At 66.5% G+C, this 14,164-nt stretch carries 10 protein-coding genes; 8 read left to right on the plus strand and 2 right to left on the minus strand.

Features of this window, described 5'->3' with window-relative positions:
* Nucleotide 1: 1 nt before the first annotated feature.
* Entirely contained in the window at nucleotides 2-508 is a 507-nt protein-coding gene (locus H6718_27710) for a hypothetical protein (GenBank protein MCB9589232.1), read from the minus strand.
* Nucleotides 509-1,027: 519 nt separating this feature from the next.
* Here H6718_27710 and H6718_27715 point away from each other — a divergent pair.
* The 8 genes from H6718_27715 (at nucleotide 1,028) to H6718_27750 (ending at nucleotide 10,695) form a co-directional block, all read left to right on the plus strand.
* Complete coding sequence (locus H6718_27715; GenBank protein MCB9589233.1) at nucleotides 1,028-1,939, plus strand: hypothetical protein; 912 nt, start codon at nucleotides 1,028-1,030, stop codon at nucleotides 1,937-1,939.
* Nucleotides 1,940-1,995: 56 nt separating this feature from the next.
* On the plus strand, nucleotides 1,996-3,756 hold the full coding sequence (locus H6718_27720; protein ID MCB9589234.1) for a serine/threonine protein kinase: 1,761 nt from the start codon (nucleotides 1,996-1,998) through the stop codon (nucleotides 3,754-3,756).
* Nucleotides 3,753-4,763, plus strand: a complete 1,011-nt coding sequence (locus tag H6718_27725; GenBank protein MCB9589235.1) for a LysM peptidoglycan-binding domain-containing protein — start codon at nucleotides 3,753-3,755, stop codon at nucleotides 4,761-4,763. The genes H6718_27720 and H6718_27725 overlap by 4 nt, the downstream gene beginning before the upstream one ends.
* Entirely contained in the window at nucleotides 4,760-5,953 is a 1,194-nt protein-coding gene (locus tag H6718_27730; GenBank protein ID MCB9589236.1) for a serine/threonine protein kinase, read from the plus strand. The genes H6718_27725 and H6718_27730 overlap by 4 nt, the downstream gene beginning before the upstream one ends.
* On the plus strand, nucleotides 5,953-6,867 hold the full coding sequence (locus tag H6718_27735) for a DUF58 domain-containing protein (protein ID MCB9589237.1): 915 nt from the start codon (nucleotides 5,953-5,955) through the stop codon (nucleotides 6,865-6,867). Before H6718_27730 ends, H6718_27735 begins: the two co-directional genes overlap by 1 nt.
* The gene (locus H6718_27740; GenBank protein MCB9589238.1) at nucleotides 6,864-8,891 is read left to right on the plus strand and encodes a VWA domain-containing protein; all 2,028 of its coding nucleotides are present in this window, start codon (nucleotides 6,864-6,866) and stop codon (nucleotides 8,889-8,891) included. The genes H6718_27735 and H6718_27740 overlap by 4 nt, the downstream gene beginning before the upstream one ends.
* Before the next feature lie 153 nt (nucleotides 8,892-9,044).
* Complete coding sequence (locus tag H6718_27745) at nucleotides 9,045-9,584, plus strand: hypothetical protein (GenBank protein MCB9589239.1); 540 nt, start codon at nucleotides 9,045-9,047, stop codon at nucleotides 9,582-9,584.
* A 118-nt stretch (nucleotides 9,585-9,702) separates the two neighbouring features.
* Complete coding sequence (locus H6718_27750; protein ID MCB9589240.1) at nucleotides 9,703-10,695, plus strand: peptidylprolyl isomerase; 993 nt, start codon at nucleotides 9,703-9,705, stop codon at nucleotides 10,693-10,695.
* Between the two features lie 63 nt (nucleotides 10,696-10,758).
* Here the strand turns inward: H6718_27750 and H6718_27755 are convergent, their stop codons facing one another.
* Nucleotides 10,759-14,109, minus strand: a complete 3,351-nt coding sequence (locus H6718_27755) for a thioredoxin domain-containing protein (protein ID MCB9589241.1) — start codon at nucleotides 14,107-14,109, stop codon at nucleotides 10,759-10,761.
* Nucleotides 14,110-14,164 lie beyond the last annotated feature (55 nt).

The raw sequence follows: 14,164 nt of genomic DNA on the forward strand, positions 1-14,164 counted from the left end.
GCTAGCGCAGCTTCAAGAGGACCAGCCCAACCAGCACGCCCACGACGGCAGCACCGAGCAGCACGGCAACCCAGAGCCACGCATAAGTCGCAGGCGCCGGCGCTCTTCCGCGCGGATGCTGCGACTGCGGTGGACGCGACTGGGGCGCTTGGGATTGCGGTCCTTGCGCCGCTGGCGTTTGGGGTACTGGCGTACCCGGCAACGGCGTGCCCTTCATCATCGGCAACGGACTGTTCGGCGGGAGCTGGCCACCGATGCCGTATTGATCGAGCAGGGCTTGGACTTGGTTGCGCTCGATCTTGCGCGTCGGAGCACGGCGATCGTCCACTTCGTCGACCTCGAAGCTGCGCAGCTCCAGCGTCTTGTACTTGGACTCCTCCGGCGGACGCGTCGGTGCGATGTGCTGCTTCTCGGGCGGCAGCGCAGGCTCGGGTTCCAACGGCACCTCCGTCGCGTGGGTAAGCGTCGGCTGGTCGTCAGGAGCTGAAGGCTCTTCAGCGCGCGTCATGGATGTTCCCGGATGCCATAGCTGTTTCAGGGTCGCAAGAGGCGAGCATTTTGGGGAGAGGGCGAATGCATGCTGTCTCTCGGTCCTGCTGCGATACCGAAGAGCCCTTGCCATTTGCCTCGATCCCGTGGTGACAGCAGTCTGCGGTTCTCTAGCCTTGGTACGACCACCTTTTTTCAAGTGGTAACGCGCGCTTCGGGTGGCCGGGTCCTTGCGGCTGTGCTTGCGGTTTGGCGCAGGTGGGCGCTGCTTGATGCCCGCGCTGTTTCTAAGACTGGGTGAGTCGAATCGTTGCGTACTCTTGGACGGATGCGCTGGGGATGTGACGGTTGGGCAGCAGACGGTCGGTTGGCTGCAGGCGGTCGACTAGCGGGCCTGCAACGGCGGACGTTTCGGCAACTCTGGCGCGGTGCCCCCCTTTGCGTCGCATCGAGCTTCGTGTCGGCGAGCTGTCCGGGACCGCGTCCGGCTCCCGAACCGGAGCCGTCGCTTCCTTTCGAAACCCCTGAAAGCGCAAGGTTGCCTGCGCTTCACCAGTCAGCACAGCTGAGCGCTGAACTCGAAATCGCGTTGCTCGAGGGACGCGGCATTGTCACTGTCCAGCTGACCGAAGCCGGATGGCGCCCACTCCAGCGCTGCTTCGGTCACCTCGACCAAGCGGCGTATGTGTTCGTTCCCAGCGTCGAGGCGGCAACCCAAGAGTGGACGAGCAGCAGGGACCTTTGGCGTGACTTCGGTGCCTTCGCAGATCACCTTGGGGCGGGACGCCGAGACGCCAGCATGGATGTGGTGAACCGCGTCAGCGCGCGTTGGGCGCAGAGTGGCGTTTGGCGAACCGCAGTCGAGAAGCTCGTCCGCATCGATCTAGCTGGCGAGTGCGGCGACGCGACCCACTGGGTACGAGAGCTGAGCGTAGGCGCAGCAGACCTGCGCAGAGAGCGCGGCGAATCTCCATTCGAAACTCAGTGGGCGGTGCAAGATCCCTCGAGGGTCAGCAGTGTGGGCGACTACGATGCATGCCCCACGGAAACGCTTGAAGCGTGTGTTGATCGCGCGCTCGCCCGACTGGGCTCCTTCGAGATGCGTGACGGCACAACAGGTGACAGCAGCTCGACTGGTGACAGCAGCTCGACTGGTGACAGCAGCTCGACAGGTGACAGCAGCGCAGCGAGTGCCGACGCAGCAGATGACGGCGCAGGGAGCGAGCGCGGAGCAATTCGGACGTCCGGAAGCGGCGACCAGGGCTCCTCTCCCCCCGATCCGGACGAAACCGAGCGGCTGAGCGAAGCTGGCGAGCCAGTCCCAGCGGCCCCCCGGGGCGAGCCAGGGACGGCAGCAGGCGCCGCAGCAGGCGCCGCAAATGAGTGCGATCCGAGGCCGCCCCGTGGCTGCGATCTGCCGCTGTGGGTGCAACTCGAGGCGATTCATTAGCCGCTATTCAGCGATAGGCTGTGCCTGAGCCTTCGGCCTTGTATGCTGATGCGCTGATGAGCAGCAACTCGCCCAGCTCTTCGCGGCATCGCACGCAGAGCATCCCCTACACGGGGGGAGGCAAGGAAGAGCTGCGCGCGGCGATCCTCAAGCCGTATCTCCTGCGCCTGCGCGACCAACGCGGTGAGAAGACGGCTCGGGCACTGCTGTCTACCGTTGGGCTCTCACCCATGGTGCTCGACGACGAAACCGAGTGGATCAGCGTCGCTGCGGCGCGCCGCGCACTGCGCGCATTGAGCACGGCGTTGGGGGATGATGCCGTACGGAACCGAGGCGAGTGGATGACCCACCCGGAGACCCTCGGCACCTACGTCAACTTGCTGCGTGTCTCCTCGCACCCCATCGACGCCTACCGCTACCTCACCGCCCACGCCGCGGAGACGACGCGCGTCGGTACCTACGCGTTGAACGAGACGGGCGCCGGCAAGGCTGAGGTCGTGTACTCACCACGCCCGGAGGCAGAGTCGCCACAGAACGACCGTCTGTTGTGCATCGCACGCCAGGCTGAGCTCGCCGCCGTTCCACGCCTGTGGGGCCTACCGGACGCCATCGTGAGTTCGACCTCTTGCCTGGCTGACGGCGACGCGACCTGCACCTACCACCTGCGCTGGGAGTCTCCGAGCGCCGCCACGCGCTTGCCGATGACGGCGGTCGCTGGCGCCATCGCGAGCGGAGGCTCCGTGGCCTTCAGCGGCAGCTGGATCGCGACCACGATTGGTGCCGTGGTTGGCGGAGGCTTGGGAGCCGTTATCGGCGGGTTGATGGACCGGGTGCGACGTGAACGCGTCTCACGCACGTTCGAAAAGAACCGCATCGCAGCGCTCGAGCGTGGCCTCGAACTGCGCGGCATGACTCACGCGCCGACTGGCGGTGGTCTCATGGGTTCGGTGCTCGGCGGCAAGTACCGCATCCTGCGCAAGATCGGCTCGGGCGGCATCGGCGCGGTGTATGCGGCCGAGCACATCGCGCTCGGCTCTCAGGTCGCCATCAAGGTGCTGCGCGGCGCCGCCGCTCTGGACGCCGCCGAGATCGCCCGCTTGCGCCGCGAAGCGCAGGTGCAGGTTTCCATCGAGCACGCGAACGTGATCCGCACCATCGACCTGGATCAGATGCCAGACGGATCCATCTACGTCGTGATGGAATTGCTGCGCGGAAAAAGTCTCGCAGAGCTCCTGCGGAAGAGCGGGCGGGTGACTCCCGACGCCGCGGTCCCCTGGTTCATCCAGGTCTGCCGCGGGCTCTACGCTGCGCATCGTCTCGGGGTCGTTCACCGGGATTTGAAGCCCGGCAACATCTTCATCTGCGACGACGGTCGAGTGAAGGTGCTCGACTTCGGGATGAGCAAGCTAGCTAGCGCTGAGGCGCTGACCGAAGAGGGCTACACCCTCGGCACCCCCGAGTACATGTCCCCGGAGCAGTGCATCGGCGCGCCGGTCGAGCCACGCTCCGACCTCTATGCGTTCGGGGTGCTGATGTACGAGGCGCTCACCGGGGACATCCCGATTCAGGCGCGCACCCGACGAGAGTTGCTCGAACTGCACCAGCGCGCGATTCCGGTACCCATGCGGGAGCGCTACCCCGACCTCCACATCCCTGAGGAGCTGGACTCGGCCGTGATGCGTTGCCTGAAAAAACGTGCAGCAGAGCGTCCAGCCAACGCGCGAGAGCTCGAGGACCTACTGAAGCGCGTTCCGATCGACTCAACGACGCAAAGTTCACTGCCGCCGGCGCGAAAAGAGTCTAGAACTCGGCCGTGACGCGGGAGCGCCAAACAGCTCAAGTTTCGCCCAAGCCGGCGCGACGCAAGTGGTTCGGTGCGCTCGCCGTGGGCTTGCTCAGCGTGTTCCTCACCGAGCCGGCTTCCGCTTTCACGTACTTGGTGCGCCCGACGGACACCCTGGCCAGCGTCGCTGAGCGCATGTACGGCCGCATCCAGCACGAGAAGATCTTGGTCGCGGCGAACGGGCTGGATCTGGAAGGCGGGACGCGCATCGTCCCCGGCATGCGCCTCGAGGTGCCGGCCATCGGTCATCGCCGGGTGGTCGCTGGCGACACCTGGCCAGCCCTCGCGGAGGACCTGCTCGGCGCCAAGTATCGCGATGTGGTGTTCTCGGCGGCGAACGACACCTCGCCATGGCTCGCGCCAAAGGACGGCTCCGAGATCATCGTGCCATTCAACTTGCGAGTCGTGATCAAAGACGGCGACGACATCGTCAAGGTCGCCTACGAGTTCACGGGCGACCGCAACAAAGCCTGGGTGCTCGACCACTACAACGGTCTCGGTGGACGCAAGCTCTTGCGCGGCGATGTAGTGCTCGTCCCGCTCACGGATCTCGCCCTCACGAAGGAAGGCCGTGAGTACGCCGCCGTGGCGGCGGAAGCGCGCCTGGGTGAAGCCGAAGGTCAGTCGCGAGACGCTCAGCTGCAAGTCGAGTCGGAGCTACCTTCTCTACTAGGCGACGTCCGCGGTGGTCGCTATGTGGACGCCATCCGCCGCGGCGGAACCTTCCTTGCCATGGGGAAACTCAGCCGCCCCCAGGTCGCGACGATTCAGCGTCAGCTGCTCGAGGCGTACGCGGCGCTGGGCGCCGTTGGCCTCGCCACCGCAGCCTGCAAGGCCTGGCTCGAGAACGACCCCCTCGCGCGGCTCGATCCCATCGAGCTGAGCCCGAAGTTGATCTCCGCGTGTGGACCGGCAGAGGACACCCGCGCACTCCCCGCCCCTTCGGCGAGCACCAGCTCCGACGCTGGAGCCGCGCCGTGAACGAGCCCAACTCCACGCTTCGCCGGGGCAGCCGCCTCGGCTGCTACCGCATCGAAGAGGTCCTCGGCGCGGGCGCGAGTGGCGCCGTTTACGTCGCAGAGTGCGTCGAGGAGAGCGAAGCGGGCGCAGAGACCAGCCCAGTAAAACTCCCTGGGGAAACGCTCCCCGGGCCAAGAGTCGGACAGCGGGTAGCGCTGAAGGTGCTGCACCGGCACCTGGTGAAGAACTACCAGATCAGCAAGCGCTTCGCGCGCGAGGCGCGCATCCTGAGCCGCCTCGAGGGCGAACACTTGGTGCGCCTACTGGATTTTGGCGAGGCGGACGGCCAGCTCTACATGGCTCTGGAGCTCGTCAGTGGCACGGCGCTAGATGTCCTGATGCAGGGGGTGAGGTTACGCGTTCACGACGCAGTAAAAATCCTCACAGAAATATGTACCGCGCTCGAGGTAGCTCACGGCTCCGGCGTGGTGCATCGCGACCTCAAGCCAGGGAACGTCATTTTGGAAGGCGTGGACAGCGAGTCCGAGGCCTTCGATAGCGGACGCGTCCGTGTGCTCGATTTCGGGATGGCGAAGCTGATTCATGGCTCATCGAGCGTCTCAATGACGGCGCTCACCGAACAGAACATGGTGTTCGGAACTCCCGAGTACATGGCACCAGAGCAAGCTCGCGGGGACGAGGTCGACGCGCGCAGCGACATCTACTCCGCAGGCGTGCTGCTGTATGAGCTGATCAGCGGCAAGCTGCCGTTCAGGGGCAACACGCCTATTGGGATCATGACCGCTCACCTCACGGAGGAGCCGGTGCCGCCTTCTAGCCACGCGCCGGATCGCAAAATCCCGCCCGCCATCGAGTCCGTGGTGCTGCACGCGATGGCGAAGGAGCCAGCCGCTCGCTACCCGTCGGCGCGCCACCTGAGGGAGGCTCTTCAGCAGGCGCTGGAGAGCCCTGAAGACATCCACAGCATCGCACCTCCGAGCAGCGATGACCTCTCGCTGACGGACACCCAGCACGACATGAAGCTGCCCGACGGGTTGGGCCGCACGGAAGTGGATATGGTCGCCGTGACGCTAGACGCTCGACCGGCGCAAGCAGAACAAGGCAGCAGCAAGGTCTGGCTGCTGGTGGCGATCATCGCTGCGCTGGTCGGAATCGCCGCTGGCGTCGCCGTGAGCCTAGGAACGAGCTGATGCCTGAGCTGAACCTCGCCAAGGGGCTCGACTGGGGAGAGCTCTCACCGCTGCGGTTGACCGCGCGCACCGTGGCGGACGGCGTGTACGCGGGCCTGCATCGCAGCCCGCGCAAGGGCGCGGGCATCGAGTTCGGTGGGCACCGCGAATACACGCCAGGCGACGACCTGCGTTGGCTCGATCACCGTGCCTTGATGCGCCACGGGCGCCTGATGATCAAGGAGTTCGAGACGGAGACCGACCGTGTCTTGCGCTTGATCGTCGACGCCAGCGCCTCCATGTCGTTCAAGAGTGAGCGTGGGAAGGGCGCGAAGTTGGCGTTCGCTTCGCTGCTCGCGGCGGCTCTCGCGCGCATCGCAATCGGCGCTGGCGACCCAGTCGCCGTCGAGTGGCTTGGCGGCGACGGCGTGCGCTCCTTGCCTGCCATGGGTGGACGCGAGGCTTTCGAGCGCATCGTTGGCAGCTTGGAGCAAGCAGCTCCGAGCGCACCGGGGCCGCTCGACACCGCCGAGCTCGAGCGGGTGATCGCTTCGGTGGCGCGCCATACTCGCCGCGGTGCAGTGGTCATACTCTTCAGCGACTTGCTCGACTTGCCTCTCGAGGCGCTGGACCAGTTCACGTCCCTTGGTGCCCAACGCCGCACGCTGATCGTCGTGCAAGTGCTGGACCCGTTGGAAGCTGACTTCAGCCTCAGCGGCCCACTACGGCTGCGCGCGACGGAGACTCGATACCTCGTGGAAACAGATGCTGAAACCGCGCGCGATGGCTATCTCGCGGCGCTCAGCAAGCTCCAAGAGACCTGGCGAGCGCGCCTGGTCAGTCGGCGCGGGCGTCTGGTGGTGTGTAACAGCGCCGAGAACCCGGTCGACGTTGTACGGGCGATTATTCGCGCCGCCGAGGGTCGACCCGGATGAGCTTTCTGGTGCTCTCCGCGCTGGCGATCGCGGGTCTGGTCATCGCTCCTCTACTGGCGCACCTCCTACGCCGGGGCCGCGCAGAGGAGCGCGAATTCCCTGCTGCAAAGCTCGTCCCCACGTCGCCTCCAGTGGCGCGCCAGCGCACGCGACTGGAAGACCGAGCGCTGCTTTTAATCCGCGCGGCAATGATTTTGCTGCTCGCGCTCTTGGGGGCTACGCCCTTCGTGCGTTGCTCGCGTCTGGCGCTCGATAGGAGCAGTGGCGCTTCGGTGGCGCTGGCGATCGTCGTGGACGACTCGGGCAGTATGCGCGCCAAGCTGCCGACGGGCGAACGCCGCATCGAGAAGGCCCTGCTCGGCGCCGAAGAGCTCCTGGACTCGACCCGCGAGGGCGACGCTGTAGCAATCGTCGCTGCAGGCTCACCCGCGCGCCTGGTGCTCGCAGCGACAACCGACTTGTCCCTGGCCCGCGAGACGTTGAGCAAGCTCCACGCCACCGATCGCGACACGGACCTGGCTGGCGCGAGCCAACTCGCGCGTTCGGCGCTCGAGCGACTCCCCCACACGGACAAGCGCGTGGTGCTCTTGAGTGACCTCGCGGGCGAGCCGATCCCCGACGGCAAGATCCCGGTCGTCGCCCCGCTAGACGCGCTGAAGAAGGCCGTGAAGGACTGCGGCCTCGTGGATGCGATTGCGCGGGGAAACACCGTGACCGCTCAAGTGGTGTGCAGCGACGCCAGCGCGACTAGCGGGCGCCAACTATCACTGCGACCGGTTACGCCCGCGCTCGGCCCGAGCGGCGCGGAGCCTGCCGACGCCAAGCCGCCGAAGGCAGCGCCGCTGGCGTCCCAAGCCGGCTCACAGGAGCTCACGCTCGAGCTGCCATCGGACGTCGCTGGCTGGGAGGTCGCGCTCGACGGCAGCGACGACTTACCAGAGAATGACGCGTGCCCAATCAGCCCCAAGGCTGCGGCGATGGGTGTCGGCGTGCTGAGCGACGCAACTCGGAGCAGTACGGTCACCGGCGGGCCCACGCTGGTAGAGCACGCGCTGTCGGCGCTCGACGCAGATGTATCGGTTCAGCCCCTAGCCCTCGCCCCCGACGATCCAAAGGAGCTGGACGGTCTGCGAGCGCTGGTCCTCGATGACCCAGCAGGGCTCTCTCCCGAAGCGCGTGCCGCGATCAAGAAGTGGCTCGAGCGCGGGCGCGTTGCGGTGCTCTTCGCGGGGCCGGCCGCTGCACGCGCTCAGCTGGCGTCCAAGCTGGATCCGTTCCTAGACGCGGTGCGGTGGGAGCCCACGGAGGTGGCCGGCCTCGACGAGAGCAGCCTCGCCTGGTTGATCAGTGATGGCAGCGGCCTGGATCAGCTAGAGCCCAAGGGGCGTGCGGTGCTGGAAGGCGCGTTGCCAAAGGACGCGGAGGTGCTGGCTCGCTGGTCCGACGGTCGCCCCTTCATGGCGCGGCGCAACGTGGGTCGCGGCCAAGCCTACGTCATTGGCCTACCCATTTCCGCAGAGCAAAGCGACTTCGCCCTGCGCCCCGCCTTCCTGGCTCTGTTGGATCACCTGCTTCAACAGGCGGAGCGACTAGGTGGCCCGACGCGCACGACCGCTGGCGTGGCGTGGCTGTTTCCCGCCAGCGGGGAACTCAAGGTCACGGGACCCGGTGGGCAACTCGAGGCGGAGCTCGTGACCTCCGAAGAGTCGCAACCCGCGACCAGGCGCGTCACTCCCGATCGTCTCGGGCGTTACCGCGTGGATCAAAGTGGCGAGGCCACGTACCGCATCGTGAGCGTCTCGGCAGACGAACTCCGCCGCCAGGCGGAGGCGACGGCGCAGACAAGCTTGGCGAGTCCGGAAAACACCCAATCCTCGCGCATCGACGTGTCTCCGCACATCGCGTTCGGGCTACTGGCGCTCTTGACCCTGGAGCTCCTGGTGCGAGTCTGGCGCCGGTCACGTGAAGGTGGGGACGCCGAGCCGCCGGCAAGTCGGCGTGCAGGGGACACGGCCAACGCGTAGCCAATAGCAACGCGTAGCCATAAGCAACGCGTAGCCAATAGCAACCCGTTGCCAAACACAGGCAACGCGGCAAACACGCGAAATGCAGGAGCGAAGGCCACCCGGTGGTTCGGCGTGAAGACAAGGGCGCGTCTTCATGTTACGGGGAAGCCCATGATGCGGGGCATTCTCTCGATGGCATTCGTTTCCGTGCTGTGCGCTTGCTCTTCCGCAGGGCCGTACGGGCATAGCCGCACTTACTCGCCGTTGGACGCGGAGGAGAGCGCCCTCGAAGGGGCCACCGAGTACGACCCGGTGATGGCGACGCGCAACCCGGAGAAGTGGCAGGGCAAGAACATCAGCCTGTTTGGCGTGGTCATGCAACGCGACTCGGGTGACGCAGGCACGGCCTACGTGAAGCTCAGCGTGCGCACCCTGGAGCCCCGCAACCTATGCGACGCCGATGACGAGGACACCTGCCGCGTCACCGTGAGTGACCGCGAACACGCCGTGGTACACGCCCAGCTCAAGCTGAGCGGCGACGACGACCTCGGTCGCTACAGCGTCGGCGTGGGTTCGCTGGTGCGCATCGTCGGGCGCCTCACCGACGACTACGATCAGGACGGTACACCGGTGTTCCGCGCCAGCTACTATCGCCATTGGCCACGGGGTTTCTTCGTCACAACGGCGGACCGCGAGCACATGCGGCGCTGACATTGCGCCTGTAAAAAGGGCCGATTCTGCTGCTTTCCTGGGGTTTGGGGGAGAGGAGCTGTGCAAGGTCGCCTTCAGCCGCTTTCGCGCTCAGAGCGTTGTGCTATGCGCGATCCCCATGCGCATTCGAGCACCACGCAACACCTCGCTGGCCGCCGCCCTCGTGGGATTGGCCTTGCTTGCCAGCTCGCAGACGAGCTCCGCGACGGTGGTGGAGCGCGTCGTCGCGGTGGTCGGAGAGCAGGCGATTCTGCTTTCGGACCTGCGTCAGCGAGCGAAGCCGGTGTTGACCCGGGTGTACCAGCAGACTCCCCCCGGCGCCCAACGCGCCGCCGCCACCTCACAGGTCTACAAAGAGGTGCTGGAGCGTATGGTCGAGGAGGAGCTGGAGCGGCGCGCGGCCAATCAAGCGCGGATCACCATCACCGCCAAGGAGATTGACGACGCGATCGTGCGCGTTGCGAGGCAGAACAAGGTCTCCGTGGACAAGCTGATCGGCGAGGCGATCTCCAGTGGCATGACCGAAGCGGAGTATCGTTCCGAGCTCCGGCGCCAGCTGCTCGAAGCGAAGCTGATGAACTTGCGCATCGCCGGCCGGATTCGCATCACCGAAGAAGATCTCAAGAGCAGCTACCGCGCGATCGTGATGGAAGAGCGTGGGAAGCTCGCTTTCCGCGCGGCATGGGTCATGGTGAACATCCCTGCCGGTGCCGATGACGCGGGCATCGCGAAAGCGCGTGCAGAAGCGAAGCGTATTGCGAGCAAAGCTCGTTCAGGGAGCGACTTCGGCAAACTGGCGAAGCAGTACTCGGTCGACGTGAAGACGAAGGACCAGGGAGGCCTGCTACCCCGTCAGCTCCCAAGTCAGCTGCCAAAGGACTTGCGGGCAGCCGTCATGAACCTGGAACTCGGCGACGTCTCCGATCCGGTACGGCTAGGTGGGACCTTCGTGGTCCTGAAGTTGGTGGAGCGCACGGAGAGCGAACTCCCCAGCTACGAAGAGGCGCGCAATCAGCTCCAGGGACGCGTCTACATGGAGAAGATGGCCAAAGCCCGGGAGCACTGGCTGCGCACGCTCCGCAAGCGCACCCACGTCGAAGTGCGACTGTGATCTCACCGCACGCGGCAGCGATCTAGGCCTGCCCGTTGTCGAAGAACACCTGCCAGGTAGCGACTAGGGCCGGCCGCAGACCGTGTCGTAGACCTCTTGCCGCGGGGTACCGCCGCTGACCAGACGTCGGGCGACCTTCAGCTCCGCGCTCACGAGCTCGTCGAACTTGGCCAACGGTTGCGCGCCCTCGAGCAAGCGGCCGTTGACGTAGAACGTGGGCGTGCCCTTCGCGCCGACGCGATCCGCCTCACGAATGTCCGCCTCGACGCGCGGACGACGCGTGTCACCGCGCACGGCTTCCATCACCGTAGCGGGTAGGCCAGCGTCGGTTCCAATCTTGAGCAGCGCGGCGTCAGACAGGTCCGCCTGATTTGCGAAGAGAGCGTCATGCACCTTCCAGAAGCCTGCGTCCCCCAGCTGCTTTTGCGCCTCGATGGCGAGGGTCGCAGCTGGGCGCGCCCGCTCGTGGACGCCGAGCGGTAGATGCTTCCAAACCAATCGCAGATCGTCGCCGTAGCGTGCGCGCAGCTGCTTCAAGGTGGGCTGCACCTTCTCGCAATACGCGCACTCGAAATCTGAGAACTCGACGATGGTCACCAGCGCATCGGACTTTCCGAGCACTGGCGCATCGAGCAACGCAGGACAGACGCGCTGGGGGATCGCCTCACCCACGTCGATCAGGTTCTTTTTCACCCGAGTCGAGTAGAGGGCGTTTGGCTCGACGCCCGCTGCCACCAGGCTACGCGTGGCAGAGAGCTCGCTCTGGATCGCGCGATGAAGCTCACCGCGAGAATGGAAGCCTTCGATCAGCGCACCGTTCAGGTAGAGCGTTGGCGTCGAGCGAACGCCAAAGCGGATCCCCAGCGCGCGGTCCTCGGCGACCTGCTTCTCCGCGATGCTGTCTCCCGTCAGCTTCGCTGGATCCACACGGATGCCAGCGTCACCTGCCCAGCGGACCAAGCTCGCGTCGTTTGGAGCGTCCGGGGAGTGCGCCCACTCTTCGAGCACGCGCCAAAAAGCGCTTGAGCCATACTCTCGAGTCAACGCCGCCGTAGACTGCGCTGCGTGCAGTGCCCCCGGATGCACGTGCAAGGGTGTGTGCACCCAGGCGAGACGTAGATCCTTTCCAAAGTCGCTCTTCAGCGTGTCGAGGACGCTAAAAAGTCGCCGCGTGTGCTTGCACTCAAGATCACCAAACACCACCAGCGTAACCGGCGCTGTCGCCTCGCCCCACACCGGCGCATGACGCGGCAGCGGTAGCAACGCTGTCTCGTCGCGCGCGCCGGCGAGCCCGAATTCGCCGCTGCTTGCGCCCTTCGCGAAGCTCGGCGGAGCTGCGGAGCCCGCGTCCACGGGGCCGGGCGCCGCAGTTGGAGCAGTCGGTGCGGCTGGAGAAGTCGGCGCCGCCGCGACCCCAGCGTCTGGTGCGGCTGGCACCGTGGTCGCGCTCGGCGCGGCAGCCGTCGCCCCCCGCGAGCTGAGACGAATCGCGAAAATGATGCCCAGCGTAGCCACGACGAGCACCGCAGCAGAAGTAATCGCGATGCCCACGAAGAGCTTGCGGCGCCCGTCGTTGGACGGTTCCTGCCCTTTTGGTTCCGCGAGGAACTTGTCAGGCACCGGCGGTCCAACCACCGACGGCCGATTGCTCGGCTCCGGGGCGCCCGGCTCAGTGCTCGGCTTGACCAGCGCCGATGCCTCTGGCCCCCCGGCTACTTCTTCAGCGCTGTGGGAGTCGGCCTGCAACGGGGGCAGCCCCGTGGCTGGCGGCGCGCTCGGCTCCTTGACGCTCGACGCGCTCTCCGGAGGCTTCTCCCACGAAGCGGCCAGGGGGGAGACCTGAGCAGCATCGTCGACCACGGCCTGGGTCGGCTCGATCTGCTTTGGTACGTACTTCCCGGCGGCGACGTTGAAGCCTAGGGAGTTGTGCTTGGGAGGCGCCGGCACCATGCCCGGCGTCTCTTGCTTGGCGAAGGTTGGCATGCCAGGGCGGCCGAGGCGCTCCGGCTCCTGATCCGTCGCTACCACTTCGCCCTCGGCGACACCAGGAGGCGCCGTGAACCCGCCAGCCTCGTACACGACGTCGCCTCGCGAGGACGCCGGAGCTGCTTGTGAAGCACCGGGGGTGAACGCCGCTTTGGGCTTTGGAGCGAGCCAGCTCGGCGGGGGTAGCTCGGCAGGAGCGGGCACCTTGGTCGCTGAGGGCACCGGCGTTGCTCCCGGGACGTTGATTCCCCGAGGAACTGCTGCAGGCGCTGGCACTGCCGGTCCCGGTGGAACCGGTGGCCGGAGCGGCAACGTGCCCGGAATGTGCGGAGGCTCGAAGCGCTGCGCTTCACCGGCCCAGGGAGGCGAGACCGGCAACGCCGTGCCCGGCGGCGGTGTGAAGCCGCCGACGGACGAACCCGCGGGGAGCGAGCCCTCCGGCGCGCTCTGGGGCGACTCGATGGGAGCTCCGCCAGACCTAGCCGAATCCATGGTCGGAGCGCCCGGCGGCGGCGCTGCGTCTGCAACGGCCTCGGGCGCCGCAGGCTGCTCACTCACCAAGGCAGCCGATGCGGTCGGCACGGCTGTGGGCGCATTCGTCGCTTGCGGCGCTGCTGCAACGGGCGCATTCGCGGCTGGCGGCGCGGCGACCGGCACTTCAGTCTCCAAGATCTCGAGCACGCGCTTCCACCACGCACGCAAGTCTCGAGGCCGGTCTGATATCCTCGCGGATACGCTGGGCAACAGGTATTGCTCGAGTGCGTCTGGCACTGCCGCGCCAAGCGCCCGCGGGGTAACCGGCTCTTCTCCGCTCGCCTGGCGACCCGCCAAGAGCTCCGCAAGCATGACAGCCAGAGCGTACGCATCACCCCACTCGGCAGCGATCGGAGGATTCTGCCCGCGCAGCTCCGGTGGAGTGAAATCCTTCGGCATCAAGTCCCGCACGAGCCGGGGCCCGCCGAGTTCCCGCGCTAGGCCCTCGAGCCCGGCACCGAGCAAGGCGAAGCGACCTTCCCCGCGCACCAGAAACTCCGTGCGCAGGACGCCGTGTAGCAAACCTTGGTCGTGCAGCGTGGCAACGCTCTCAACCACCGGCGTAAACGCCCGGGCGAGTTCTTCCACGGAGACGGGAGCTCGGCCGTCCGTCACCAAGCGGCCGGACACCGGGTACACCGCCACCCCGAAGTCGCCGACTTCGCCCAGCGCATTGGGCGCGATCAGGGAGGGCGAACCCAAGGTCAGGTGGCGGGCGCGGCGCAGCCAATCGTCGGAGCGCACCGAGATCTTCGCGCCAGCAAGGCGCTGCGGCAGCTCGACCAACAGCCCGACGTCGTTGCCACGCGTGCCCAACGCGAGCGGTGCACCAGACGCGCTCACCAGCTTGGAGACTGTGAAGCCGAGCACGCTTTGGCCAATCGAGAGCGCCATCTTCCTCCTTATAGCGCGGTCACTGGGGCCGCCTCCCCAAACGTCGCCCGCGCGT

The sequence above is a fragment of the Polyangiaceae bacterium genome (genome assembly GCA_020633205.1).
Taxonomy (GTDB): domain Bacteria; phylum Myxococcota_A; class Polyangia; order Polyangiales; family Polyangiaceae; genus JAHBVY01.

Coding starts and splice junctions, on each gene's coding strand:
- H6718_27755 (MCB9589241.1), bottom strand. CDS start 14,109: ATGGCGCTCTCGATTGGCCAAAGCGTGCTCGGCTTCACAGTCTCCAAG.
- H6718_27740 (MCB9589238.1), top strand. CDS start 6,864: ATGAGCTTTCTGGTGCTCTCCGCGCTGGCGATCGCGGGTCTGGTCATC.
- H6718_27750 (MCB9589240.1), top strand. CDS start 9,703: ATGCGCATTCGAGCACCACGCAACACCTCGCTGGCCGCCGCCCTCGTG.
- H6718_27710 (MCB9589232.1), bottom strand. CDS start 508: ATGACGCGCGCTGAAGAGCCTTCAGCTCCTGACGACCAGCCGACGCTT.
- H6718_27735 (MCB9589237.1), top strand. CDS start 5,953: ATGCCTGAGCTGAACCTCGCCAAGGGGCTCGACTGGGGAGAGCTCTCA.
- H6718_27745 (MCB9589239.1), top strand. CDS start 9,045: ATGATGCGGGGCATTCTCTCGATGGCATTCGTTTCCGTGCTGTGCGCT.
- H6718_27720 (MCB9589234.1), top strand. CDS start 1,996: ATGAGCAGCAACTCGCCCAGCTCTTCGCGGCATCGCACGCAGAGCATC.